Genomic DNA, 22,365 nt, shown 5'->3' on the forward strand with positions numbered 1-22,365 from the left:
CCGCATGCCGTCACCGCCTTCCCCCTGGGACGATGCCCCGCTGTTCCATCTGTTCTGGCACAACGGCGAGCTCAATCCCGCGCGCGCAGACGTGATGCGCGCGCGCATCGCCGAAGATGCCGCACGCGCCTGGTCGCCGCCACGGCCGTTGCATGCAGCAGCCGGCGTCGCCTTGCCGGACCCGGTACGCCCCGACGATGCCCTCGCGCAGCGCCGCAGTGGCCGCCGTTTCGGTGATGCACAGTGGGGCGCGCAGGAACTGGGGCGCGTGCTGGCCCCGCTGCGGGCCCGGCCCGGCGACAGTGACACGCGGCGTCTGCCGTCCGGTGGGGCCAAGTACCCGATCCAGGCCTATGCCGCGCTGTACGGCATCGACGATGCGATCGCATCAGCGCCGGGCATCCATTGGTACGACCCGCTCGAGCACGCGCTGGTACCGGTGGCGCCCTGCCCCGCATGGCCGGCGCTGTCCGGGCTGCTGGGCGTGGACTGGCCGGAGCGGCCGGCGGCCGTGCTGTTCCTGATCGCCGAGCCAGGTGGGACGCTGGCCAAGTACGGCGAGCGCGGCGGCCGCTTCGTGTTGATCGAGGCTGGAGTCTGGCTGGGGGCGCTGGGGCAGCAGGTGGCGTCGATGAACGCCGCCGGCTGCGCGATCGGCTCGTTCGACGACGCCGCCCTCCTGGCCCTGCTCGGGCTCGACCCGCAGCGGCATCTGGCGGTGTTGGCCTATGCGTGCGGTCCGGCGCCCTGAACGATCGCCGGAATCGCGGCAGGCCCTACCTGATCATGCGATTCCAGACCAGGGGCCGGCACGACCGGTAACCACCCAGCATCCGCCGCTGCTGGGGGCGGCGGAACCAATCGTCAAGCATATGCTCATGACCGGAGCGCATCAGTCCCTTCCGGATCGGCCTGAACAGGTAGCGGTACCTGCGTGGTTGGCGGCCAGCGGCCGGCACTACAATGCGCACATGCAGATTGGCCCCTACAACATCCAGCCCAACGTGGTGCTGGCACCGATGGCCGGTGTCACCGACAAGCCCTTCCGCCTGCTGTGCAAACAGCTGGGCGCGGGCCTGGCCGCCTCGGAGATGACCATCTCCGACCCGCGCTTCTGGAACACCCGCAAGTCGCTCCACCGCATGGACCATGCCGGCGAGCCGGACCCGATCAGCGTGCAGATCGCCGGGACCGAGCCGCAGCAGCTGGCCGAGGCGGCACGCTACAACGTGGACAACGGTGCGCAGATCATCGACATCAACATGGGCTGCCCGGCCAAGAAGGTCTGCAACGCGTGGGCCGGCTCGGCGCTGATGCGCGATGAAGACCTGGTCGCGCGCATCCTGGGCGCGGTGGTCAATGCGGTGGACGTGCCGGTCACGCTCAAGATCCGCACCGGGTGGGACTGCGACCACCGCAATGGCCCGCTGATCGCGCGCATCGCCGAGGACAGCGGCATCGCCGCGCTGGCCGTGCATGGCCGTACCCGCGACCAGCATTACACCGGCACCGCCGAGTACGACACCATCGCCGCGATCAAGGCGGCGCTGCGCATTCCGGTGGTCGCCAACGGCGACATCGATTCACCGCAGAAAGCGGCGCAGGTCTTGAAACAGACTGGCGTGGACGCGGTGATGATCGGGCGCGCCGCCCAGGGCCGGCCCTGGATCTTCCGCGAGGTGGCGCACTACCTGGCCACCGGCGAGCTGCTGGCGCCGCCCTCGGTCACCGAGGTCCGCGATCTGCTGCTGGGCCACCTGCGCGCGCTGCACGATTTCTATGGCGAGCAGCAGGGGGTGCGCATCGCGCGCAAACACCTGGGCTGGTACGCCAAGGACCGGCCGGAGAACGCCGCCTTCCGTGCGGTGGTCAACCGCGCCGAGGATGCCGCCAGCCAGGTCGCCCTGACCACCGACTATTTCGACGCCCTCGCCGCCGGCGAGCCGTTGTCGTCCGCTGCCTGAGCCTTCTGTCATGAACCCGCCGATCACCGCACCGACCTATCTCCACGGCTTTTCCGATACCGAGCAGCATCGCCTGGTCACCCAGTCGCGCCTGTTCGAATCGAGCATCTTCAGCGGCATCGACTACGGCGGCGCAACGCGCCTGCTGGAAGTCGGCAGCGGCGTGGGCGCACAAACGGACATCCTGCTGCGGCGGTTCCCGGACCTGCACGTCACCGGCGTGGACCTGAGCGAAGCGCAGCTGGCCACTGCCGCCACCAACCTGGCCAAGACCCCGTGGTGCCGCGAGCGCTACACCCTGTTGCAGGCCGACGCCGGCAATCTGCCGTTCGGTGCGCGCGAGTTCGATTCGGCCTTCCTGTGCTGGGTGCTGGAGCATGTGCCTTCGCCGGCGCGGGTGCTCAACGAAGTGCGACGCGTGCTGGTCCCGGGTTCGCCGGTGTATGTCACCGAAGTGATGAACGCCTCGTTCCTGCTCGATCCTTACTCGCCGCACATCTGGCGCTACTGGATGGCGTTCAACGATTTCCAGTACGACCACGGCGGCGATCCGTTCGTCGGTGCCAAGCTCGGCAACCTGCTGTTGGCTGGCGGCTTCCGCGACGTGCACACCGAGATCAAGACCATCCACCTGGACAACCGCGAGCCGGCGCGTCGCAAGACGATGATCGCGTTCTGGGAGCAACTGCTGTTGTCGGCGGCCGATCCGCTGCTGGAAGCCGGCCTGGTCGACCAAGAGACGGTGGACGGGATGCGCCGCGAGTTCAGCCTGGTCCAGAACGACCCCAACGCGGTGTTCTTCTTCTCCTTCGTGCAGGCGCGCGCGACGGTGTATTGACCTGGGGGCGGCGCTAGCGCGTCGCCCAGGCGATCACGGTCACCACCACCGCTGCGGCCAGCAGCAACCACAGGCCCAGTCCGCCCCGATCACCCGGGGCGACCGTCGCACTGCCGGCGGTGAGACGGGCACCTTCGCGCGGACGCGCGGTGGGCGTGTGGCCTACTTCCAGCGTGCCGGTGGCGGGCCGCTGATTACGCTCGGTGAGCTTGTTCTGCATGCGCCGCGCCCGCTCAGGGTCGACCTTGTGCAGTTCCTCCAGCAGCACCTGCTGCTGACGCGCGCGGTCCGGCTGAGCGCTGGCCTTGTGCAGGATCTCGCGCAACGGCACCGCCGGCTGCTCGGCGGAGCGGCCCGGGGTCACATCCAGCAACAGCGCGCGGTACTCCGGCGGTACATCGGCCAGCCGGGTGTAGCGCGTGCCATTGATCTCCATTTCAAACCGTTCGGTCACGGTGCCTCCGTCCAACCTGCCTTGGGTGCGATCGCCTCGGTGCTCGCCGGTGCATGCCAGATGCGTTGCCACATCGCCGAGAACCGGCGCTTCACCATCGCCCTGCCCTGCTCCCCTTCATACGCCGGGCGCAGCTGCCGCGGCGTGATCGCGGCCCAGCCCCCGCCCTCGGCCCGGGCCACCGCGAAGGTGAAGGTGTAGTCCGGCTCCAGGCCCATGCGCAGATCGCTCAGCCGCAGCTCGCCATCGACCACCTGCGCGCGCATGAAGCCGCGGTTGAACCAGTTCAGGCGCTGCACGGCCGGCAGCGTGGCCGCCTGGCGCAGGGCCTGCACGTTGGAGGGATGGCCTTCAAAGGTCATCGGGCCGCGGTCGGCGATCAGCGAGCGCTCGCCAATCACATACCCGTTGGGCGTCATCGCCACCACCTGCCAGAGCAGCGTGTTGAATGGCATCGCCACCGAGAAGCGCGGCGCATCGCCCAGCCCCATCGCGGCCAGGGCGCGGTCGGCCTCGCGGTCGACGGTGTGCTTGGCCAGCAGCGACCAGCCAAGGTAACCACTGCTTAGCACCAGCCCGGCCACCAGCGCCTTCTGCGCCAACGGCCGCGCCCGCGCGAACCACGCCACTGCACAGGCGATCAGCAGCCACACGGTGTAGAGCGGGTCGATGATGAAAACGCTGGCCCACATCGTCGGGTGCGGGGTGAACGGCCACCACAGCTGGGTACCGTAGACGGTGAAGGCATCCAGCAGCGGATGGGTGATCAGCGCCAGCGTGATCGCCCAGAACCAGCGGCCCGGCGCCTGCGCCACCCGGCCGTGACCAAAGCGTTTGAACAGCCACCAGATCAGCGCGGCCACCCACGGCAACACCAGCAGCGAGTGGCTGTAGCTGCGGTGCTCGACCATCAGCGCCACCGGATCGGCGGCGGTGAACGCCAGCAGCAGCGCGTCCAGGTCCGGCAGGGTGCCGAGCGCGGCACCGGCCAACAGGGCGGCGCGGCGATGGCCGGCCGGTGCGATGGCGGCGGCGACCGCGCCGCCGAGTACGATCTGGGTCAGGGAGTCCATCGGCCGATGCTAGCAGCCGGGCCTGGCGCTGCGTTGATGCCGTTCTGCTCAGGCAGCTCTGGCCAGTGCGGCGTTGCCGGGCAGCGCCGCCAGGGTCTGCCCGGTGTGATCCAGCAGCCGCAGGCTGCCGTCCGGATCCTCGGCCAGCGCGGTCAGGCTCTCGACCCAGTCGCCGTCGTTGGCATAGATCAGCCCGTCGCGCTCCACCAGTGCGGCGCGGTGGATGTGCCCGCAGACGATCCCGTCCAGCCCACGCCGACGCACATCCTCGAGCCCGGCCTGGACGAAGCGTTCGATGTAGCGTTCGGCCGCGCCGCTGCGCTTCTTGAGGAATTCAGAGAGAGACCAGTAGCGCTGACCCAGCCGCCGCCGGACCGCGTTGAGCAGGTGGTTGCCGGTCAGGATGCGGTAGTACAGCCAGTCGCCGAAGCGCTCCTGCAGGCCACCGAAATGGGTGATGCCGTCGTAGTCGTCACCATGCACGACCAGCAGCCGCCGTCCGTCGGCGGTCACGTGGATCGCCCGCCGGCGTACCTGCATGGCCGGCAGCATCAGCCCGCAGACCTTGCGCAGCGAAGCATCGTGGTTGCCCGGGATGTAGATGATCCGGGTGCCGGCCCGCTGCAGCGCGTGCAGGGCCTGGATCACCTCGCTGTGCGCCGGCCGCCAACTGGCCCGGCGGTGCGCCATCCACCACAGGTCGATGATGTCGCCCACCAGATACAGGCGCTCGCAGCGCAGCCCGGCCAGGAACCTGGCCAGTTCGGCGGCATGGCAGTGGCGTGAGCCAAGGTGGACGTCGGAAAGGAAGACGGCCCGCCGGTGGGGCGCCAGGGTCGTCACGGGCCGTTTGGCGGCCTCCCGCGCGTCGCGCTGCTCGACGTCATGCATGGCGTGCTCCTCAGGTCCGGCGGCCGGATGCGCCGAAGCCTGCCCTGCGTCGACGACAGCCCGATGGCGGTTTGACGACGCGCCGATGACGCTCGCGGCGCCCGTCGCGCCCATCGTGAGGGCGCGTGCGGCTTGCGTGCCTGTCGGGGCAGGTGCCGCTGCGGGCGGCCGTTTGTCACGCTGGTGGAACACTGGGCGGTGACGCTGGGCCTCAATCCCGTCACACCGGGCCCTGCGACGGGCACGCAGGCTTAACCACGGGCAACCCTCGCTGGCGCACAATGCAAGCGCGCGACTTGCCGTGTATCATTCGCGCCCATCTTTCCATCCGAATCAAAGGATATTACGCCTGATGTCCAGCTACCTGTTCACCTCCGAATCGGTCTCCGAAGGCCATCCGGACAAGATTGCCGACCAGATCTCCGATGCGGTGCTGGACGCGATCCTGACCCAGGACAAGCGTGCGCGCGTGGCCTGCGAAACCATGGTCAAGACTGGCGTGGCAATCGTCGCCGGTGAAATCACCACCAGCGCCTGGATCGACCTGGAAGCCTTGACCCGCAAGGTGATCCTGGACATCGGCTACGACAGCTCCGACGTCGGCTTCGACGGCGCGACCTGCGGCGTGCTGAACCTGATCGGCAAGCAGTCGCCGCACATCGCCCAGGGCGTGGACCGCAAGAAGCCCGAAGAAATGGGCGCTGGCGACCAGGGCCTGATGTTCGGCTATGCCACCAACGAGACCGACAGCTACATGCCGGCCGCGATCCACCTGTCGCACCGCCTGGTCGAGCAGCAGGCCAAGATCCGCAAGAAGAAGAACTCGCCGCTGTCCTGGCTGCGCCCGGATGCCAAGAGCCAGGTCACCCTGCGCTATGAAAACGGCGCCGTCTCGGCCATCGACGCGGTGGTGCTGTCGACCCAGCACGCCCCGGGCGTGAAGCAGAAGGACCTCATCGAGGCCGTCCGCGAAGAGATCATCAAGCCGGTGCTGCCGGCCAAGTGGCTGCACAAGGGCACCAAGTTCCACATCAACCCGACCGGCAAGTTCGAGATCGGCGGCCCGGTGGGCGACTGTGGCCTGACCGGCCGCAAGATCATCGTCGACACCTACGGCGGCTGGGCCCGTCACGGTGGTGGTGCGTTCTCGGGCAAGGATCCGTCCAAGGTCGACCGTTCGGCTGCCTATGCTGCCCGTTACGTTGCCAAGAACGTCGTGGCCGCCGGCCTGGCCGACCGTTGCGAAGTGCAGGTCTCCTACGCCATCGGCGTGGCCGAGCCGACCTCGATCTCGGTCACCACCTTCGGCACCGGCAAGATCAGCGATGACAAGATCGAAAAGCTGATCCGCAAGCATTTCGACCTGCGCCCGTACGGCATCATCCAGATGCTGGACCTGATCCACCCGATGTACCAGCAGACCGCGGCCTACGGCCACTTCGGCCGCAAGGCCAAGGAGTTCAGCTACACCAACGGTGCTGGCGAACAGGTCAACGCGACCGCCTTCTCCTGGGAGAAGACCGATCGCGCCGCCGCCCTGCGCGCGGATGCGAAGTTGAAGTAAGAAATGGGCCGCGAAAGCGGCCCTTTTCTTACGGGTAGAGCCGACCGTTGGTCGGCTGGCGGCGGGTAGAGCCGACCGTTGGTCGGCTGGCGGCGGGTAGAGCCGACCGTTGGTCGGCTGGCCGCGCGCAGCGCGGCAATGATCGGCGAAACAAACGGCGGGCCGCGAAAGCGGCCCGTCGTCGTTTGGGCGCCTTGACCCATCGTCGCGCCGCGCACGAACAGCCGACCAACGGTCGGCTCTACCAATGGGTCAAGCGGCGCTACACTCTTGCCATGCCCGAATTCAAATCCAACCAGCTCTCCATGACGGTGCTGATGTCGCCGGACATGGCCAACTTCTCCGGCAAGGTGCACGGCGGTGCGGTGCTGCGCCTGCTCGACCAGGTTGCCTACGCCTGCGCCAGCCGCTATGCCGGCAGCTACGTGGTCACCCTTTCGGTGGACCAGGTGATGTTCCGCCAGCCGATCGCGGTCGGCGAGCTGGTCACCTTCCTGGCCTCGGTGAACTACACCGGCACCTCCTCGATGGAGATCGGGGTCAAGGTGGTGGCCGAGGACATCCTCAAGCGCAGCGTGCGCCACGCCAACAGCTGCTTCTTCACCATGGTCGCGGTGGATGACGAGGGCAAGCCGACCCCGGTGCCGCCGCTCGTGCTGGAGACCGCCGACGAACGCCGCCGGCATGCCGCCGCGTTGATCCGCCGCCAGCTGCGCGAGGAGATGGAGCAGCGCCACCTGGAGCTGCTGGCATCCAATCCGCCTGCACCAGGTGATCTGGTCGAGCGGGTCTGAGAAGCGCTGCCGGCCAGCGGCCGGCACTCCCCCTTCATGGCCTACCCGGTGTTCTGTACGCCCTGCGAAACACCGTTCACGCAGGCCACCAGCGCGCGCAGCACGTCATCGTCTTCGCCACCGCTTTCACGCCAGCGGCGCAGCAGGTCCACCTGCAGCACGCTGATCGGATCGATGTAGGGATTGCGCAGGCGGATCGACAGCGCCAGGCGCTGATCGTGCTGAAGCAGTGCATCCTGCCCGGTCAGCGCCAGGATCCACTGCGCGGTGAGCTCCAGCTCACGCTGGATCTGCGGGAAGAAACGGCCATGCAACGCACCAGACAGCTGCGAGAACTGCTCGGCGATGGTCAGGTCGCCCTTGGACAGCACCATCGCGATGTCATCCAGGAAGGTGCTGAAGAACGGCCAGTCGCGCGCCATTTCTTTCAGGATGTCCTCGTGGCCGGCATCGATCGCCGCCTGCAGGCCGCTACCCACGCCATACCAGCCCGGAATCACGGCACGCGCCTGGCTCCAGGCGAACACCCACGGAATCGCGCGCAGGTTGCTCAACGCGGCATCTTCGCCCAACCGGCGCGAGGGCCGTGAGCCCAACGTCATCCGCTCGATCACATCGATCGGCGTGGCCAGGCGGAAGTACTGCATGAAGTCTTTCTGGCCGACGAAGGCACGGTAGGCCTCCGCACTCTTCTGCGCGATCAGGTCCATCACCGGGCGCCACTGTTCCTCGCGCGGTTCCGGTGCACGCGGGCGCAGGCTGGAGCGCAGCACCGCACCGGTGGACTGCTCCAGCGAGCGCAGCGCCAGCGCACGGATGCCGTACTTGCGGTGGATCACTTCGCCCTGCTCGGTCACGCGCAGGCGGCCGTCGATGCTGCCACGTGGCGAGGCATCCACGGCGTGCGTGGTCTTGCCGCCACCGCGGCTGATCGAGCCGCCGCGGCCGTGGAAGAAGGTCAGGCGGATGTCGTTCTCGGCAGCGACCTCCAACAGTTCTACCTGGGCGCGCTGAAGGCCCCAGCGCGACGCCGCGATGCCCCCATCCTTGCCGCTGTCCGAGTAGCCGAGCATCACCATCTGCACATCGCCGCGCGAGGCCAGGTGCGTGCGGTAGACCGGATCGGCCAGCAGATCGCGCAGCGTGTCGGTACCGCGCTTGAGATCGTCCACGGTTTCAAACAACGGGGCGATGTCGAGCGGCACCGCACCGGCGTCATCCACCAGGCCGCCACGACGTGCCAAGGCGAGCACGGCGAGGACATCGCTGCGGTCATGCGCCATCGAGATGATGTAACTGCCCAGTGCATCGGCCCCATGCCGGTGATGGGCATCGGCCAGCGCCGCGAACACCGCGTCCAGGCGCTCACCGCCCTCTTCGTTGCTCACCGGCAGCGCCTGCTCGCCACTGGCGAACGGGGCCAGCCGTGCCGCGCGCGTGACCGCATCGGCGGCGTCCCAGGCCTCCTGCCCATCCAGCACGCTGGCCAGCGCGCGACCATGCACGCTCGATTCCTGACGCACGTCCAGGCGCGCCAGATGGAAGCCGAAGGTGCGCACCCGCCACAGCAGGCGACGCACCGCGAAGCCGCCGGCATGGTCGCCCTTGTTCTCGTGCAGGCTGCGCAGGATCAGCTCGATGTCGTCGGTCAGCTCCTGCGGCGACGCGTAGGCGCCTTCCGCATCGTCCATCGTCGCCTGTACCCGCGCGCGCATGCGGTCGTTGAGCAGGCGATAGGGCATGTCGGCATGACGCGGGCGCGAGGTGACCTTGGGCAGCAACGCCTTGTAATGGTCCACGCGGGCCTGCAGTTCATCACTGACCGCCACGCGCTCGGTGGACTGGCTGAGCAGGCTGGCCAACTGCAGCAGGTCTTTCTGGTAGCGGCCGAGCACGGCCTGGCGCTGCGCATCCAAGGTGTTGCGGATGGTGCCGGCATCCACGTTCGGATTGCCATCCATGTCGCCGCCCACCCACGTGCCGAAGCGCAGCAGGCGCGGCAGCGGCAGTTCCTGGCCATAGGTATCCAGCAGTGCCTGCTGCAGCGATTCGTACAGCACCGGAATCACCCGGTACAGCACCTGCACCAGATAGAAGCCGACATGCTCGCGCTCGTCTTCCACGGTCGGGCGCACGGGCGAGGAATCGGTGGTCTGCCACGAGGCGGTCAGCGCCATGCGGAAACGCGCGGCGTCAGCGGCCGCTTCGCCCGGCGTGCGCTGGCCGTCGAGGTTGTCGACCAGGCTGGCCACCATCAACTGCTCTTTCTCCAGCAGCGCGCGGCGGACCGCCTCGGTCGGGTGCGCGGTGAACACCGGCTCGATGTCGATGCGCGGCAGCCACTCGGCCAGTTCGTCCAGGGTGACGCCCTGTGCCTTGAGGTTGACCAGTGCGTCCTGCAGGCCATCGGGCTGCGGCGTGGCGGTACCGGCGCGCTGGTAGTCGCGGCGGCGGCGGATGCGGTGCACCCGCTCGGCGATGTTCACCACCTGGAAATAGGTACTGAACGCACGCACCATCGCTTCGGCGCGTGCCGGTGGCAGGCCGGTCAGCGCATCGTTGAGATCGGACAGGGGGGCGTCGCTTTCGCGGCGGGCGATGGCGCGTGTACGCACCTGTTCCACATCATCGAAAAACTGCGTGGAGACCTGCTCGGCGAGCAGGTCGCCGACCAGTGCGCCGAGTCGGCGTACATCGTCGCGCAGGGGAATATCGGGAGTGGCAAAAACGATGCTGCTACGGTACTCGTTCATCTGCGACGCACTGGCCTCGGGAACGGAATCCGCTCAAGCCTAACCCACAATCGCGTCGTTGCTGCGTCGCGCAAATAGTTACATCTGGTAGTGCCGGCCGCTGGCCGGCTCCATGCAGATCTGACAGGTGCCAGTGCGGGCATCGCGAGGAGCCGGCCAGCGGCCGGCACTACCGATCGCGTGCATTCCGAGGAGCCGGCCAGCGGCCGGCACTACCGGTCGCGTGCATCGCGGGGAGCCGGCCAGCGGCCGGCACTACCGGTCACCTTCATCGCGAGGTACCGGCCAACGGCCGGTACACATCGGTTGTTTCAGCGCTTCTTCTTCACTGGCTTGCCCTCGCCCACGGTCTGCTCCAGCCAGCGCTCGCTCTCGGCCAGCATGGTCATGATCGATTCGCGTGCCCGGTAAGCGTGCGATTCATTGGGCAGCATCACCAGCCGCGAGGTACCGCCCAGCCCCTTCACCGCGGCGAACATGCGCTCGCTCTGGATCGGGAACGTGCCGGAGTTGTTGTCGTCCACGCCATGGATGAAGAGGATCGGGTCCTTGATCTTGTCGGCGTAGTTGAACGGCGACATCTTCTGGTAGACGTCCTGCGCCTGCCAGTAGTTGCGCTCTTCGGCCTGGAAGCCGAACGGGGTCAGCGTGCGGTTGTAGGCGCCGCTGCGCGCGATGCCGGCCTTGAACAGGCGGGTATGCGCGAGCAGGTTGGCGGTCATGAACGCACCGTAGGAGTGGCCACCGATCGCGATGTGCTCGCGGTCGGTCACGCCACGCCGCACCACTTCATTCACGGCGGCCTCGGCATTGGCGATCAGCTGCGGCAGGTAGGTGTCGTTCGGCTCCTTGTCGCCCTCACCGATGATCGGCATCGACGGGCTGACCAGCACCGCGTAGCCCTTGGCCAGGAACGCCTGCGGACCCCAGTAGCTGATCGCGTTGAAGCGGTACGGCGAATCGGTGACCTGGCTGGCGGCTTCGGCGGTCTTGAACTCCCCCGGGTAGGCCCACATCAGCAGCGGCAACGGACCGTCCTTCTTCGCGTTGTAACCCGGCGGCAGCATCAGCGTGGCGGTCAGGTCGACGCCGTCGTTGCGCTTGTAGCGGATCTGCTCCTTGCTCACCCCACGCAGCTGCGGCAGCGGGTGCTGGAAGTGGGTCAGCGCCTTCGGTGCAGCCGTGGCATCACCCAGCGACTGCACGTAGAAGTTGGCCGGCTCATCGGGCGATTCACGGGTCAACAGCAGCGAGGTGCCTTCCTGGTCGAGCAGCGCCACCGGCGCGGCATAGGACGGGGCCTGCGAGTGGAACAGGCGCGTGGTCTGCTTGCTGTCCAGATCGAAGCGATCCACGAACGGACGATCGCCTTCCGGCGAAGCGCCCAGCCCGTACAGGAAGATGCTGCGGCCATCGGCACTCACCTGCAGGCGCGCGCGCCCGTTGACGTCGCGCACCAGGCCCGGGCGACCGGGATCGTTGTAGCGGTCCTGCGAGGAACGTGCGGACAACAGTTCAGCTGCCTTCTCCGGCTGGTCGGGCGCGATCCGCCACTGCTTGACCTCGCGGTTCTTCCACCACGATTCGTTGAGCAGCGCCAGATCGCCACGGCCCCACTGGATGCCGGCATAGCGGCTGCCCAGCTGCGCCAGGGTCACCGGCGGCTTGTCGAAGGGGGCGGCCTGCATCAGCACGGCATCGCGCACCTTGGCCTCGCGGTTCGGGTCGCCGCCATCCTGCGCCTCGGCCCAGACCAGGGTCGCCGGGGCATCGGCGCGCCAGTCGATCCGGCGCACGCCGGTGGCCACCGCATCGTTGCCGGTCGGCAGGCCTTCCTTCAACGGCAGGTTGGCTACGGTGTGCTCCAGCTTGCCGTCCACGGCGGACAGCACTTCGATGCGACGCGCGAATGCGCTGGCCGGCACCAGATAGGAATACGGACGCACCACCCGTTCACTGAGCAGGTAACGGCCATCCGGGGAGAGCGTGACGTCCCAGTACACCCCGCCCGTGGAGAGCGGCGTGGTCACGCCGTTGAGCGCGACCTTGGCCGGCTGCGCGCTGGCGTAATAATCGAAGAGGCGGGCATCGGCCTCGTTCTTGAGCATGTCCTGGTAGGTGCGGATGGTGCGGACGCCGGCGTCGGCCTCGGTCTGCTGGATCGCCGGGCCGGTCGGAATGCCGCCGGCGGACGGTGCCGGCCCCTGGCCCTTGAGCTGCTGCATCACCAGCAGGCCCCGGCTGTCGGGCTGCCAGCTGTAGCCATCGCCCATCACCGTGTTCAGATCGCCGACCAGGCGCCGCGCCGAACCGGCGTCCACATCAACGATCCACAGTTCATTGGTGTTGGTGGCCGCATGCACCTGGTTGAAGGCGATGTACTTCTGGTCCGGCGACCACGCAAAGGTGGCGATCGACAACGGCTGCGGCAGCCCGCTGATCTGGCGCTCCTTGCCATCGGCCACGTTCATCAGCCACAGCTTGTCGGCGAAGCTGAAGCGGCTGGCCGAATGCGTGGCCGGGTTGATGCGCAGGCCGGCCAGCTTCAGTTCGGGCTGGGCGACGTCGTTGATCGACGGCAGCGGCGGGGTCTGCAGCAGCGCGGCCAGGTCGCGGCGCGGGGACAGACTCAGGGTCGGGGCACGCGGCGCGTCGACCACCGCCTGCAGCGCCGGCGAGGGCAGCTCATAGCCGCTCGGGTCACCCTTGGCGGCGGCCACGGCCTGCGCGGAGGTCTTCGCGGCCGGCGCGGCGGCCAGCGCCAACGGCGGCACCGCCAGCAGGGCCAGGCCGAGGATCAAGGTATGGCGCCATTGCGGTGCGCGTCGACCATGGTTGCGTGTCATGTTCCGTCCCTATGCTGATACAAACCCCCGACCTTAACAGCCGGGCGCCGATCGCCCCCCTGCCGATGGTTGGGGGCGGGGACCGATTCATGCCAACGCAGCGGGCCGCGATATAATGGGCGACCCTCCACCGAGGGGCGCTGCGACCGTTCCGGACCTTTCCGGGGGCGGCCAGGCTCGGTGGCCAGGATTGGTTCCAACGGCGCCCGGCGAACACGAGTACCGACTCGTCATTACACCGGAGCTTTGAATGAACGCTGTTGCCAAGACCTTCTCCACCGAAGGCGATTACAAGATTGCCGACATCTCCCTGGCCGATTGGGGCCGCAAGGAGCTGGACATCGCCGAGCATGAAATGCCGGGCCTGATGTCGATCCGCCGCAAGCACGCCGCCACCCTGCCGCTGAAGGGCGTGCGGGTGACCGGCTCGCTGCACATGACCATCCAGACCGCGGTGCTGATCGAGACCCTGAAGGACATCGGCGCCGACGTGCGCTGGGCCTCGTGCAACATCTTCTCGACCCAGGACCACGCTGCCGCCGCGATCGCCAAGTCCGGCACCCCGGTGTTCGCCTGGAAGGGTGAGTCGCTGGAGGAATACTGGGACTGCACCCTGGACGCGCTGACCTTCACCCTGCCCGACGGCACCCTGACCGGCCCGGAGCTGGTGGTGGACGATGGCGGCGACGTGACCCTGCTGATCCACAAGGGCTACGAGCTCGAAAACGGCAGCAACTGGGTCAATGAAAAGGCCGCCTCGCACGAAGAGCAGGTCATCAAGAACCTGCTCAAGCGCGTGGCCACCGAGCGCCCGGGTTACTGGGGCCGCGTGGTCAAGGACTGGAAGGGCGTCTCCGAAGAGACCACCACCGGCGTGCATCGCCTGTACCAGCTGGCCCAGGCCGGCACCCTGCTGATCCCGGCGATCAACGTCAACGACTCGGTCACCAAGAGCAAGTTCGACAACCTGTACGGCTGCCGCGAGTCGCTGGCCGATGGCCTCAAGCGCGCGATGGACGTGATGCTGGCCGGCAAGGTCGCCGTGGTCTGCGGCTACGGTGACGTGGGCAAGGGCTGCGCCGCTTCGCTGCGTGCCTACGGCGCGCGCGTGGTGGTCACCGAGATCGACCCGATCTGCGCCCTGCAGGCCGCGATGGAAGGCTTCGAGGTCAACACCATCGAATCCACCCTGGGCCGTGCCGACCTGTACGTCACCACCACCGGCAACAAGGACATCATCCGCATCGAGCACCTGAGCGCGATGAAGGACCAGGCCATCGTCTGCAACATCGGCCACTTCGACAACGAGATCCAGGTCGATGCGCTGGTCGGCTTCCCGGGCGTGCAGCACATCAACATCAAGCCGCAGGTGGACAAGTACGTCTTCCCGAACGGCAACGCGATCTTCCTGCTGGCCGAAGGCCGCCTGGTGAACCTGGGCTGCGCCACCGGCCACCCGAGCTTCGTGATGTCCAACTCGTTCGCCAACCAGACGCTCGCACAGATCGACCTGTGGGCGAACAAGGACAGCTACGAGAAGAAGGTGTACCTGCTGCCGAAGAAGCTGGACGAGGAAGTGGCGCGTCTGCACCTGGAAAAGATCGGCGTGAAGCTGACCACCCTGAGCCAGGAACAGGCCGATTACATCGGCGTGCCGGTGGACGGTCCGTTCAAGCCGGAGCATTACCGCTACTGATCGGCCTGCCGGTCCAGTTGCGTTGAACACAGACGGGCGCCGAAAGGCGCCCGTTTTCGTGGCGGAAGGCCCTTCAATCCTGGCCGAAACACCTGCGGTCGTCGTTCAGGACGGCCTGGCACTGCGCGGCGAATTCGGCTTGCCAGCGCGACAGCGTGAACCCTTCCCGTTCCTGGAAAGACACCGTTTCGCCCGCAAGCACGTAGCAGCGGTTCTGCGACAGTCGCAGCGCGGTCAGCACGTCACCGGCCGCCCAGCAGTCATCGATGCAGGCCTGCATCAGCGCGTAATCCGGATTGGTCTTGGCCCCGCCAAAGGCGAAGCCCATCCGCTGCACCAACGCGATCACCGGGTCAGTGCTGGCCGGGGCAGCGCGCAGAATGCGCAGCACACCGGCCTCGGGAATGCCAAACGCCCAGTTGGCAATCACGGCCGAGCGCGCTGCATCGATCGCCGCATCGCGCTGCCCCTGCCGCATGTACTGGCTTGCCAGCAGCGCCCAGCCCTGCTGAAGCTCCGGGAAGGCGGTGCACGCTGCACGCAGCAGTTCAACCGCCTGCTCGACCTGCCCCGCCAGCACCTGCGCGCGCGCCTGCTGCAACTGCGCGGTTGGCGAACCGGGATCTTCGACCTCAAGCTCGCCATACTCGCCTTCGTTCAGCTCCAGCCAGTGCGAAAACACCTGCACCGAGGAATGGCGCAGTTCCATACGCCATTCGTCATGGAACATCTCGCAGACGAAGGGCGCATCTCCCTCACGCCCCAACGGCCAGTACAGCCCGAAACAATCGCCGTTGCCGAGCGCGCCTTCTGCGATCGATACAAACCCCTGAGGGGGATACGGTCCACGCGCCACGTCACTGTCGAAGGTGAGCGCGTTGAATTGGCCAGAGAGGCGCATGGGATCTTTCCAGACGGGAACGCCACCATTATCGCAGCGACCACAGTAGCCTCGGTCAAGGCAGCCGGTACGCACCGGGTTACGATGCCGCCATGACCCCCGCCATCAACCTGCTGAAGACCTCCGGCATCGCGCACACCGTGCTGTCCTATCACCATGACGCCGCCGCCGAATCCTACGGTGGCGAGGCCGTGCAGCAGCTCGGACTGGATCCGGCCCAGGTGTTCAAGACCTTGCTGGCAAACACCGAGACACATGAGCTGCTGGTGGCGATCGTGCCGGTGAGCGGCACCTTGGACCTCAAGGCACTCGCCGCCGCGGCCGGCTGCCGGAAGTGCGGGATGGCCAACGCCGAAGCGGCGCAGCGCGCGACCGGTTACCTGGTCGGCGGGATCAGCCCACTGGGGCAGAAGAAAAAGCACCGCACCTTTCTTGATGCCAGCGCGCAGGCCTTGGCGACCGTGCATGTCAGTGCGGGTAGGCGTGGGCTGGAGGTGGCGCTGGCACCGGCCGATCTGCTGCGGCTCACCGGCGGATGCTATGCCGCCATCGGCAAGGCCCGGTGATGCGCTGGCCTTTCAACCGGGACTCAGTCGCCCCCACTGAGGGACCTGGCGCGCAGCACCTGCAGGCGCTGCTGTCATCCGAGCCTGACCGCATCTACAGCGCAGCCTGCGCCATCGCCCAGCTCCGTGATCCGGCCGAACTGGACGCGCTTTCGCCGTGGGTCGAACGGATCGAGCGCGCCACCGCGGACATCGCGCTGGGTGGCGCCCTCTTCGCCAACAACCATCACCTGCAGTTCGCCCTGCGCCGGCTGCGCTTCTGGCGGGACCGGGCCGGCTGCCTGTGTGCGCTTTACCCGCACTACCCGTTCTTCGATCCGCGTTGCGAGGCCACGCGCGGGCATGTGGTCATCGATGCCGTGGGGGAAGCCGAGGACGGCTGGGGCGAGGCGCATGCCGTCACCTGCGTGGACTGCGCAACGCACTGGTTGGCCACCGACCGCGAGTATCACTACCCGTGGTGGGAGTGGAAACTGACGCGTCCCACCGTGGAGGGAACCCCAACGCATGCGTGATTGCATCGCCGCTGCACATCGTACTGGCGCGACGCTACTGCGCATGGGCATCCAGCCGGACGCTTCATGGACCTGCAGAGCCACGCCATGCATGGCTGCGTTCGCCCCGGTCCGCGTGCAGCCATCCATGGGGTGGCTCTACAGGGGAGGCGTGCAGCGAGCCTGGGCGCCTCAGGGACGCCAGTTGGCGTTGCGGTCCCAGAACGTCACCGCGCGCTGATACGCCTCGCGATCCAGCGGCACACCCGAGCCGCCTTCTTCCACGCCCAGCGCATTGCGCATCATGGTGATCGGGGCCATCGGCACTTCCTCCGGCTCGGCGGTGTAGATGCAGCCCACGATGCCCCACTCCGCATCGATGGGTGAGCCCTCTTTGGCCAGCTGCTCGGCGCTGTACAGGATCACCACCAGGTAGTTCGCGCGCGGGGATTCCACGCCTTCGAACCAGCGCACCAGCACCGGCAGCTCCTCGCGGTTGCGCGCTTCATAACCACTGCGCAGCTGGTGACGGTTGGCCTCGGTGATCGGCACGGTCAGGCAGCGCGTGGAGGTCCAGTTTTCGTACACATGCAGCTTGCAGAACGGCGCGTAGCCATCGAGCACCTTGAACGGCGCGTGCGTGTTGAGGTGCTGTTCGAACTGCTCGGCGCTGCAGTCCTGGATGGTGTTGCCGCGCGGCACGCGGGGGAACAGGCGGGGACGGGCGAATGCAGTGAGGACGATGGACATGGGCACAGTCAGGCGATGGAGATCCCGCACAGGGTAGCGTGTGCGGCGCGTGCCCTACAGCGCCAACCGCTCACGCAGCTCGCGCGCCTGTCGCCGCGAGACCTCGACCTGGCTGCCGTCGTCGAGGGTCAGGTCGTAGCCATCGCCGAGCGACGGTTCGATCGCCCGCACGCGGCGCAGGTTGACCAGGGTGTTGCGGTTGGCGCGGAAGAACATCGCCGGCGACAGTCGTGCTTCCAGGGTACTGAGGCTGCGTGCCAGCACCGCGTTCTGGTCACGGAACCAGAGCCGGGCATGGTTGCCGTCGACCACGATCTTGCGGATCTCGCCCAGTGCCACGAACCAGCAGCGCTCGCCATCGCGCAGGAACACCTGATCGTCGGCGCCCAGCAGGTCACGCGTGGCGTGCGGCGCTACAGGCGCGGCCGGCACCGGGAGGCGCGCCCGGCCGCGTTCCAGCGCCGCCCGAAGGCGGTCGGCCTCCACCGGCTTGACCAGATAATCGAGCGCATTGGTGTCGAAGGCGCGCACGGCGTACTGGTCGTAGGCGGTGACGAACACCACCATCGGCACGGTCTCCAGTCCATCCAGCACATCGAACCCCTCACCCGAGGGCATCTGCACATCCAGCAGCACCAGGTCGGGCTGCTCGCGCAGGATCGCATCGCGCGCGGCGGGTACATCGTCCGCCTCACCGACACAGTCCACCCACGGGATCGCCGCCAGCAGCGTGCGCAGTTCACTGCGCGCCAGCCGCGCATCGTCCACGATCAGCACGCGCAGGGAGGGGCTCATTGCCGCACCTGCAATCGGGCCATCATGCGCTCACCCTGACGCTCCAGCAGGAACGTGCCGCGGCCGGATGCGGAACGCGACTCGTCCAAGCCGAGCTGGGCGCGCAGATACGTCAACCCGATACCGTGGCCTGCGCTGCTGGCGTCGTGCGGGGCGGGATTGTCCACCTCCACCCGCAGCCAGCCGCCATCGAGCTGCACGCGGATCGTCAGCTCGCCACCGCCCGGGTGGACCGCGATGCCGTGTTTGATCGCGTTTTCCACCAGCAGCTGCAGGGCCATCGGCGGCAGCCGTGCGGACAGCGCGGCGGGGTCGCTATCGGTGCGCACCCGCAGGCGGTCTTCGTAGTGGATCGCCTCCACCGCGAGGTAGTCCTGCACCACGCGCCACTCCTCGGCCACGGTGACCCAATCGCCATCGGTATGCACCAGGGCGTGGCGCAGCGTGCTGGACAGATGGGTGACCATGTCGCGTGCGCGCGCCGGGTCTTCATTGATCAGTGCACGCAGGTTGTTGAGCGCGTTGAACACGAAGTGGGGATTGAGCCGCGCACGCAGTGCCTGGTGCTCCAGCGTTGCCCGCTGTGCTTCGGCGCGCAGCTGTGCCATTTCACTGTGCCGGGCCCGCTGCAGCGCGCGGCGGCCGGTCCACAGTGCGCACCACACGCTCAGGACGATGGCGGTATTGAACCAGTAGCCGAAGACAGCGGCCGGGCGATAGTTAGCACGTTGCCCCGGCAGCTGCACCCAGTCCCAGGCCAAAGCGGGCAGTAGCACAGCGGCGGTGAGCACCTGGGTAGCCGCTGCCACGATCACCACCGCGAGCAGCAGCCGCCACGTCAACCCAAGCAGATCGCGCTGCAACCAGTCATGGCCAAGCGCCCAGCGGCGGATGAACGCGCTGCCCACCCACAAGCAAAGCGACACCATCAGCGAGATCAGGACGATGCCGGACCAGTGGCCTCCATAGGAAAACCCGAGCACCAGGCTCACCCCAAGGTAGACCAGCCAGACCGCGCTGTTGCGCCACCAGAAGCCGGAACTGCGTGCTGCCTGCGTCGTGCTCATCATCTCCATGCCGCTATCGATCAGGGCGCCGCAGGCAGATCGAGGAAGTCCCGGACCTGCGTCTGCAGCCAGCGCGGATCATCCCACATCAGGAAGTGGTAGCCGGCGCGGCTCATCTCGATCCGCACCCCGGGCAGCGCGGCGTACTGCGTCGCGAACACCTGGCGCGTGCTGGCTTCGGTCGCACCGAACGGCTGGTAAGCCGCCCAGGCACCTAGCACCATCACCGGGGCGGTGATGCCGGCGATCGGCTGGCGCAGGTCGGTCATGGTCATCGAATACATCGCGTTGGCGGTGGTGGCGCGGTCACTGTCGCGTCCCCATTGCTTCAACGTTGCAACACGTTCTGGTGCATGCGCCATCCCGGCCACCGCGGCATCGGTCTGCGCCGCGTACCGGGTGGCGTCGGCGGCGAGCATGCCGGCCCGCATCTGCTCGGCCATCGGCTTGAGCGTAGCCGGTGTCGCCGCCGGGTTCTGCACCGCGCCGAAGTAGGGCAAGGCATCGACGATCACCAGTGGGCCGATCTTCTGCGGCGCCGCGATCGCCATCTGCAGGGCCAGGACGCCGCCGAGGCTGTGGCCGATCACCGCCGGATGATCGAGCTTGCGGTCGGCGCTGTAGGCCAGCAGGCGGTCCCGCATGGCGCTGAGGAAATCATCGCTGGCCACGGCGGGCGCACCGGCGAAGCCGGGCAGCTGGATCAGGTGGCATTGCACCTGCGGCTGCAGCGCGGCGCAGGTCTCGCGCCAGACCTGCGCGCCGCTGTTGAGGCCGGGGATCATGAGCACCGGCCGGCCGGTGCCGATCACCTCGAACTGCAGATCCTGAAACGCTTCGGTCGCTGCGTGGGCGGGGCTGACCAAGGTGGCCCAGGCGGTGAGCGCGAGTGCGGCCAATGGCGCAAGGGAGTGGATGCGGCGGTTGCGGCGGGTCGACATGGCAGGCTCCGGCTGGGGTAAGCCTGCAGACTGCCGCATGCAGGCACGGCCGGGGCGATGACATGAGCAGCGGCCGCAGCGGGCCATGAGCGGTCGCCAGGCGGGGATGGAAATGCGACCTCAGCGCTCCGGCGCGCCCACGATCGCCTGCAGGGCGCCCGGCAGCGAGGGGTACTGGAACGTGAAGCCTTCGGCCAGCGCGTGTACCGGCTGCACGTTCTGCCCGGTCAACAGCAGCCCGGCCATCTCGCCGAACGCCACCTTGAGCGCGAAGGCCGGGGTGGTCAGCCGCGCAGGACGATGCAGCGCTTCGCCCAGCGTGGTGGCGAACACGCGGTTGGTGACGGTACCCGGCGCGGTCCCATTGTAGGCACCGCGCGCCTGCCCGTTGCCCAGCAGCCACAGGATCATGCCGACCAGGTCCTCACGGTGGATCCAGCTCATCCACTGCCGGCCGTCGCCCATCGGGCCGCCCACGCCCATCCGGAACGGGGGCAGCATCTTGAGCAGGGCCCCGCCGTCCCGGTCGAGCACGATGCCGGTTCGCAGCACGCAGGTACGCACGCCGAGGTCTTCCGCCTTCAGGGCCTCCGCCTCCCATTGCCGGCACAGCATCGCCGCGAAGTCATGCCCGGGCGAGGCGGTTTCATCCAGGGGTGTGCTGTCACGCGGGCCGTACCAGCCGATCGCCGAACCGGACACCAGCACCCGGGGCCGTTCGGGCAGCGCAGCGATCCAGGCGAGCAGCGCCTGGGTGGTGCCGATCCGGGAGTCGCGCAGCGCCTGCTTGCGCGCATCGCTCCAACGGCCATCCATCAGCGGCTCGCCGGCCAGGTTGACCACCGCCTGGACCGGGCCGACCTCGTCCAGCGTGGCAACGCTGCGGATCCCCGGCTGCGGGTTCCGCCCGGGCCGGCGGGTCAACACGATGGGGTCATGGCCCTCGGCCAGCAGGCGCGCGCACAGGCGGCTGCCGATGAAGCCGGTGCCACCGGTCACGAGAATCTGCATGGCGATTGCTCCGGAAGATCAGCGCTCACTGTACCCGGCGCGGCGTGCACGGCGCATCGACGCACTTCACATTCATCTCGATGAAGAGATATGATTGAGCCACACCCGCCGACGCGCCCCGCCCATGACCGCCATCAGCTTCGAGTTCTACCCGCCCAAGACCGACGACCAGCGTGCCCAGCTGGACCGGACCGCGGCCAAGCTGAAGGCGTTCGCGCCGGAGTACGTGTCCTGTACGTTCGGTGCCGGCGGCTCCACCCTCAGCTATACCTCCGAAACCGTGCGCCACCTCAAGCAGCACCATGGTTTCGAAGCCGCCCCGCACCTGTCCTGCGTCGGTGGCAGCCGCGAGGAGATCCGCGAGCTGCTCAAGCTGTACCGCGCGATCGGCTGCCGGCGGATCGTCGCCCTGCGCGGTGACCTGCCCTCCGGCATGGGCCATCCCGGCGATCTGCGCTATGCCTCCGAACTGATCAGTTTCATCCGTGCCGAGCATGGCGATGCGTTCCGCATTGAAGTGGGCGCGTATCCGGAGACCCATCCGCAGGCCAGCGACGCCCTGCTCGACCTGAAGCACTTCAAGACCAAGATCGACGCCGGCGCCGATGCGGCGATCACCCAGTACTTCTTCAACGCCGACGCGTACTTCCACTTCGTCGATGCCGTGCGCGCGCTGGGCGTGACCGTGCCGATCGTGCCGGGCATCATGCCGATCTCCAATTTCAGCCAGCTGCGCCGCTTCTCCGAGCAGTGCGGTGCGGAAATCCCGCGCTGGATCGGCAAACGCATGCAGGCCTATGGCGACGATGCCGAATCGGTCCGCGCGTTCGGTGCCGAGGTGGTGGCCAGCCTGTGCGAACGCCTGGTCGCCGGCGGCGCCCCGGGCCTGCACTTCTACACGCTCAACCTGGCCAAGCCGACCACCCAGGTGCTGAAACTGCTGCGCAGCTGAGGCGGTTGCGCATCG

General features: G+C 67.8%; 20 protein-coding genes and 1 riboswitch. Of the genes, 9 read left to right on the forward strand and 11 right to left on the reverse strand.

Annotated elements, in window-relative coordinates; translation table 11 throughout:
- The first annotated feature begins 4 nt into the window (after positions 1-4).
- The 3 genes from PV764_RS10215 (at position 5) to PV764_RS10225 (ending at position 2,802) form a co-directional block, all read left to right on the forward strand.
- Positions 5-751 (forward strand): SagB/ThcOx family dehydrogenase, encoded by a 747-nt coding sequence (locus PV764_RS10215; protein WP_421116551.1) that lies wholly within the window; start codon positions 5-7, stop codon positions 749-751.
- 220 nt (positions 752-971) lie between these two features.
- The gene (gene dusB / locus PV764_RS10220) at positions 972-1,964 is read left to right on the forward strand and encodes a tRNA dihydrouridine synthase DusB (protein ID WP_341986920.1); all 993 of its coding nucleotides are present in this window, start codon (positions 972-974) and stop codon (positions 1,962-1,964) included.
- A 10-nt stretch (positions 1,965-1,974) separates the two neighbouring features.
- On the forward strand, positions 1,975-2,802 hold the full coding sequence (locus PV764_RS10225; protein ID WP_046273661.1) for a methyltransferase domain-containing protein: 828 nt from the start codon (positions 1,975-1,977) through the stop codon (positions 2,800-2,802).
- Positions 2,803-2,815: 13 nt separating this feature from the next.
- On the opposite strand, the gene PV764_RS10230 is transcribed toward PV764_RS10225, so the two are convergent.
- From PV764_RS10230 to PV764_RS10240, 3 genes are read right to left on the reverse strand one after another with little or no spacing between them, the layout of a single operon-like run.
- Positions 2,816-3,256, reverse strand: coding sequence for a hypothetical protein (locus PV764_RS10230; RefSeq protein ID WP_421116552.1), 441 nt, complete (start codon positions 3,254-3,256; stop codon positions 2,816-2,818).
- Positions 3,253-4,329, reverse strand: a complete 1,077-nt coding sequence (locus PV764_RS10235; protein WP_399618555.1) for a metal-dependent hydrolase — start codon at positions 4,327-4,329, stop codon at positions 3,253-3,255. The genes PV764_RS10230 and PV764_RS10235 overlap by 4 nt, the downstream gene beginning before the upstream one ends.
- Positions 4,330-4,377: 48 nt before the next feature.
- Complete coding sequence (locus tag PV764_RS10240) at positions 4,378-5,220, reverse strand: UDP-2,3-diacylglucosamine diphosphatase (RefSeq protein ID WP_046273660.1); 843 nt, start codon at positions 5,218-5,220, stop codon at positions 4,378-4,380.
- Positions 5,221-5,572: 352 nt separating this feature from the next.
- Here PV764_RS10240 and metK point away from each other — a divergent pair, with 352 nt between their 5' ends.
- Positions 5,573-6,784, forward strand: a complete 1,212-nt coding sequence (gene metK, locus PV764_RS10245; RefSeq protein ID WP_019182462.1) for a methionine adenosyltransferase — start codon at positions 5,573-5,575, stop codon at positions 6,782-6,784.
- A 275-nt stretch (positions 6,785-7,059) separates the two neighbouring features.
- Positions 7,060-7,578, forward strand: coding sequence for an acyl-CoA thioesterase (locus PV764_RS10250; RefSeq protein ID WP_026069660.1), 519 nt, complete (start codon positions 7,060-7,062; stop codon positions 7,576-7,578).
- A gap of 41 nt (positions 7,579-7,619) precedes the next feature.
- Here the strand turns inward: PV764_RS10250 and ppc are convergent, their stop codons facing one another.
- Positions 7,620-10,331, reverse strand: coding sequence for a phosphoenolpyruvate carboxylase (ppc, locus tag PV764_RS10255; RefSeq protein ID WP_019182464.1), 2,712 nt, complete (start codon positions 10,329-10,331; stop codon positions 7,620-7,622).
- Between the two features lie 311 nt (positions 10,332-10,642).
- Complete coding sequence (locus PV764_RS10260) at positions 10,643-13,177, reverse strand: alpha/beta hydrolase family protein (RefSeq protein ID WP_070426635.1); 2,535 nt, start codon at positions 13,175-13,177, stop codon at positions 10,643-10,645.
- A gap of 126 nt (positions 13,178-13,303) precedes the next feature.
- Positions 13,304-13,392, forward strand: a riboswitch (S-adenosyl-L-homocysteine riboswitch).
- A gap of 35 nt (positions 13,393-13,427) precedes the next feature.
- On the opposite strand from PV764_RS10260, the gene ahcY reads away from it, so the two are divergent.
- Positions 13,428-14,873 (forward strand): adenosylhomocysteinase, encoded by a 1,446-nt coding sequence (gene ahcY, locus PV764_RS10265; RefSeq protein ID WP_046273657.1) that lies wholly within the window; start codon positions 13,428-13,430, stop codon positions 14,871-14,873.
- Positions 14,874-14,946: 73 nt separating this feature from the next.
- Here ahcY and PV764_RS10270 read toward each other — a convergent pair whose 3' ends face one another.
- The gene (locus PV764_RS10270; RefSeq protein WP_421116553.1) at positions 14,947-15,849 is read right to left on the reverse strand and encodes a tetratricopeptide repeat protein; all 903 of its coding nucleotides are present in this window, start codon (positions 15,847-15,849) and stop codon (positions 14,947-14,949) included.
- Positions 15,850-15,866: 17 nt separating this feature from the next.
- Between PV764_RS10270 and ybaK the strand changes: the two genes are divergently transcribed.
- Positions 15,867-16,340, forward strand: coding sequence for a Cys-tRNA(Pro) deacylase (gene ybaK / locus PV764_RS10275; RefSeq protein ID WP_421116554.1), 474 nt, complete (start codon positions 15,867-15,869; stop codon positions 16,338-16,340).
- Positions 16,340-16,855: a hypothetical protein gene (locus PV764_RS10280; protein ID WP_421116555.1), complete on the forward strand. Its 516-nt coding sequence runs from the start codon at positions 16,340-16,342 to the stop codon at positions 16,853-16,855. The genes ybaK and PV764_RS10280 overlap by 1 nt, the downstream gene beginning before the upstream one ends.
- Before the next feature lie 171 nt (positions 16,856-17,026).
- On the opposite strand, the gene PV764_RS10285 is transcribed toward PV764_RS10280, so the two are convergent.
- The 5 genes from PV764_RS10285 to PV764_RS10305 all read right to left on the reverse strand — a co-directional run bounded on the left by PV764_RS10285 (position 17,027) and on the right by PV764_RS10305 (position 21,398).
- Entirely contained in the window at positions 17,027-17,584 is a 558-nt protein-coding gene (locus PV764_RS10285) for a DUF3228 family protein (RefSeq protein ID WP_421116556.1), read from the reverse strand.
- Positions 17,585-17,638: 54 nt separating this feature from the next.
- On the reverse strand, positions 17,639-18,379 hold the full coding sequence (locus PV764_RS10290; protein ID WP_019182471.1) for a LytR/AlgR family response regulator transcription factor: 741 nt from the start codon (positions 18,377-18,379) through the stop codon (positions 17,639-17,641).
- A complete protein-coding gene (locus tag PV764_RS10295) occupies positions 18,376-19,449 on the reverse strand; it encodes a sensor histidine kinase (protein ID WP_421116660.1) in 1,074 nt (357 codons plus the stop codon). The genes PV764_RS10290 and PV764_RS10295 overlap by 4 nt, the downstream gene beginning before the upstream one ends.
- A gap of 17 nt (positions 19,450-19,466) precedes the next feature.
- A complete protein-coding gene (locus PV764_RS10300; RefSeq protein ID WP_421116557.1) occupies positions 19,467-20,387 on the reverse strand; it encodes an alpha/beta fold hydrolase in 921 nt (306 codons plus the stop codon).
- Between the two features lie 120 nt (positions 20,388-20,507).
- Entirely contained in the window at positions 20,508-21,398 is an 891-nt protein-coding gene (locus PV764_RS10305) for a TIGR01777 family oxidoreductase (protein WP_019182474.1), read from the reverse strand.
- Between the two features lie 124 nt (positions 21,399-21,522).
- Here PV764_RS10305 and metF point away from each other — a divergent pair, with 124 nt between their 5' ends.
- Positions 21,523-22,350, forward strand: a complete 828-nt coding sequence (gene metF, locus PV764_RS10310; protein ID WP_019182475.1) for a methylenetetrahydrofolate reductase [NAD(P)H] — start codon at positions 21,523-21,525, stop codon at positions 22,348-22,350.
- The last annotated feature ends 15 nt before the right edge of the window (positions 22,351-22,365 follow it).

This window comes from Stenotrophomonas sp. AS1, assembly GCF_048957655.1.
Classification (GTDB): domain Bacteria; phylum Pseudomonadota; class Gammaproteobacteria; order Xanthomonadales; family Xanthomonadaceae; genus Stenotrophomonas; species Stenotrophomonas bentonitica_A.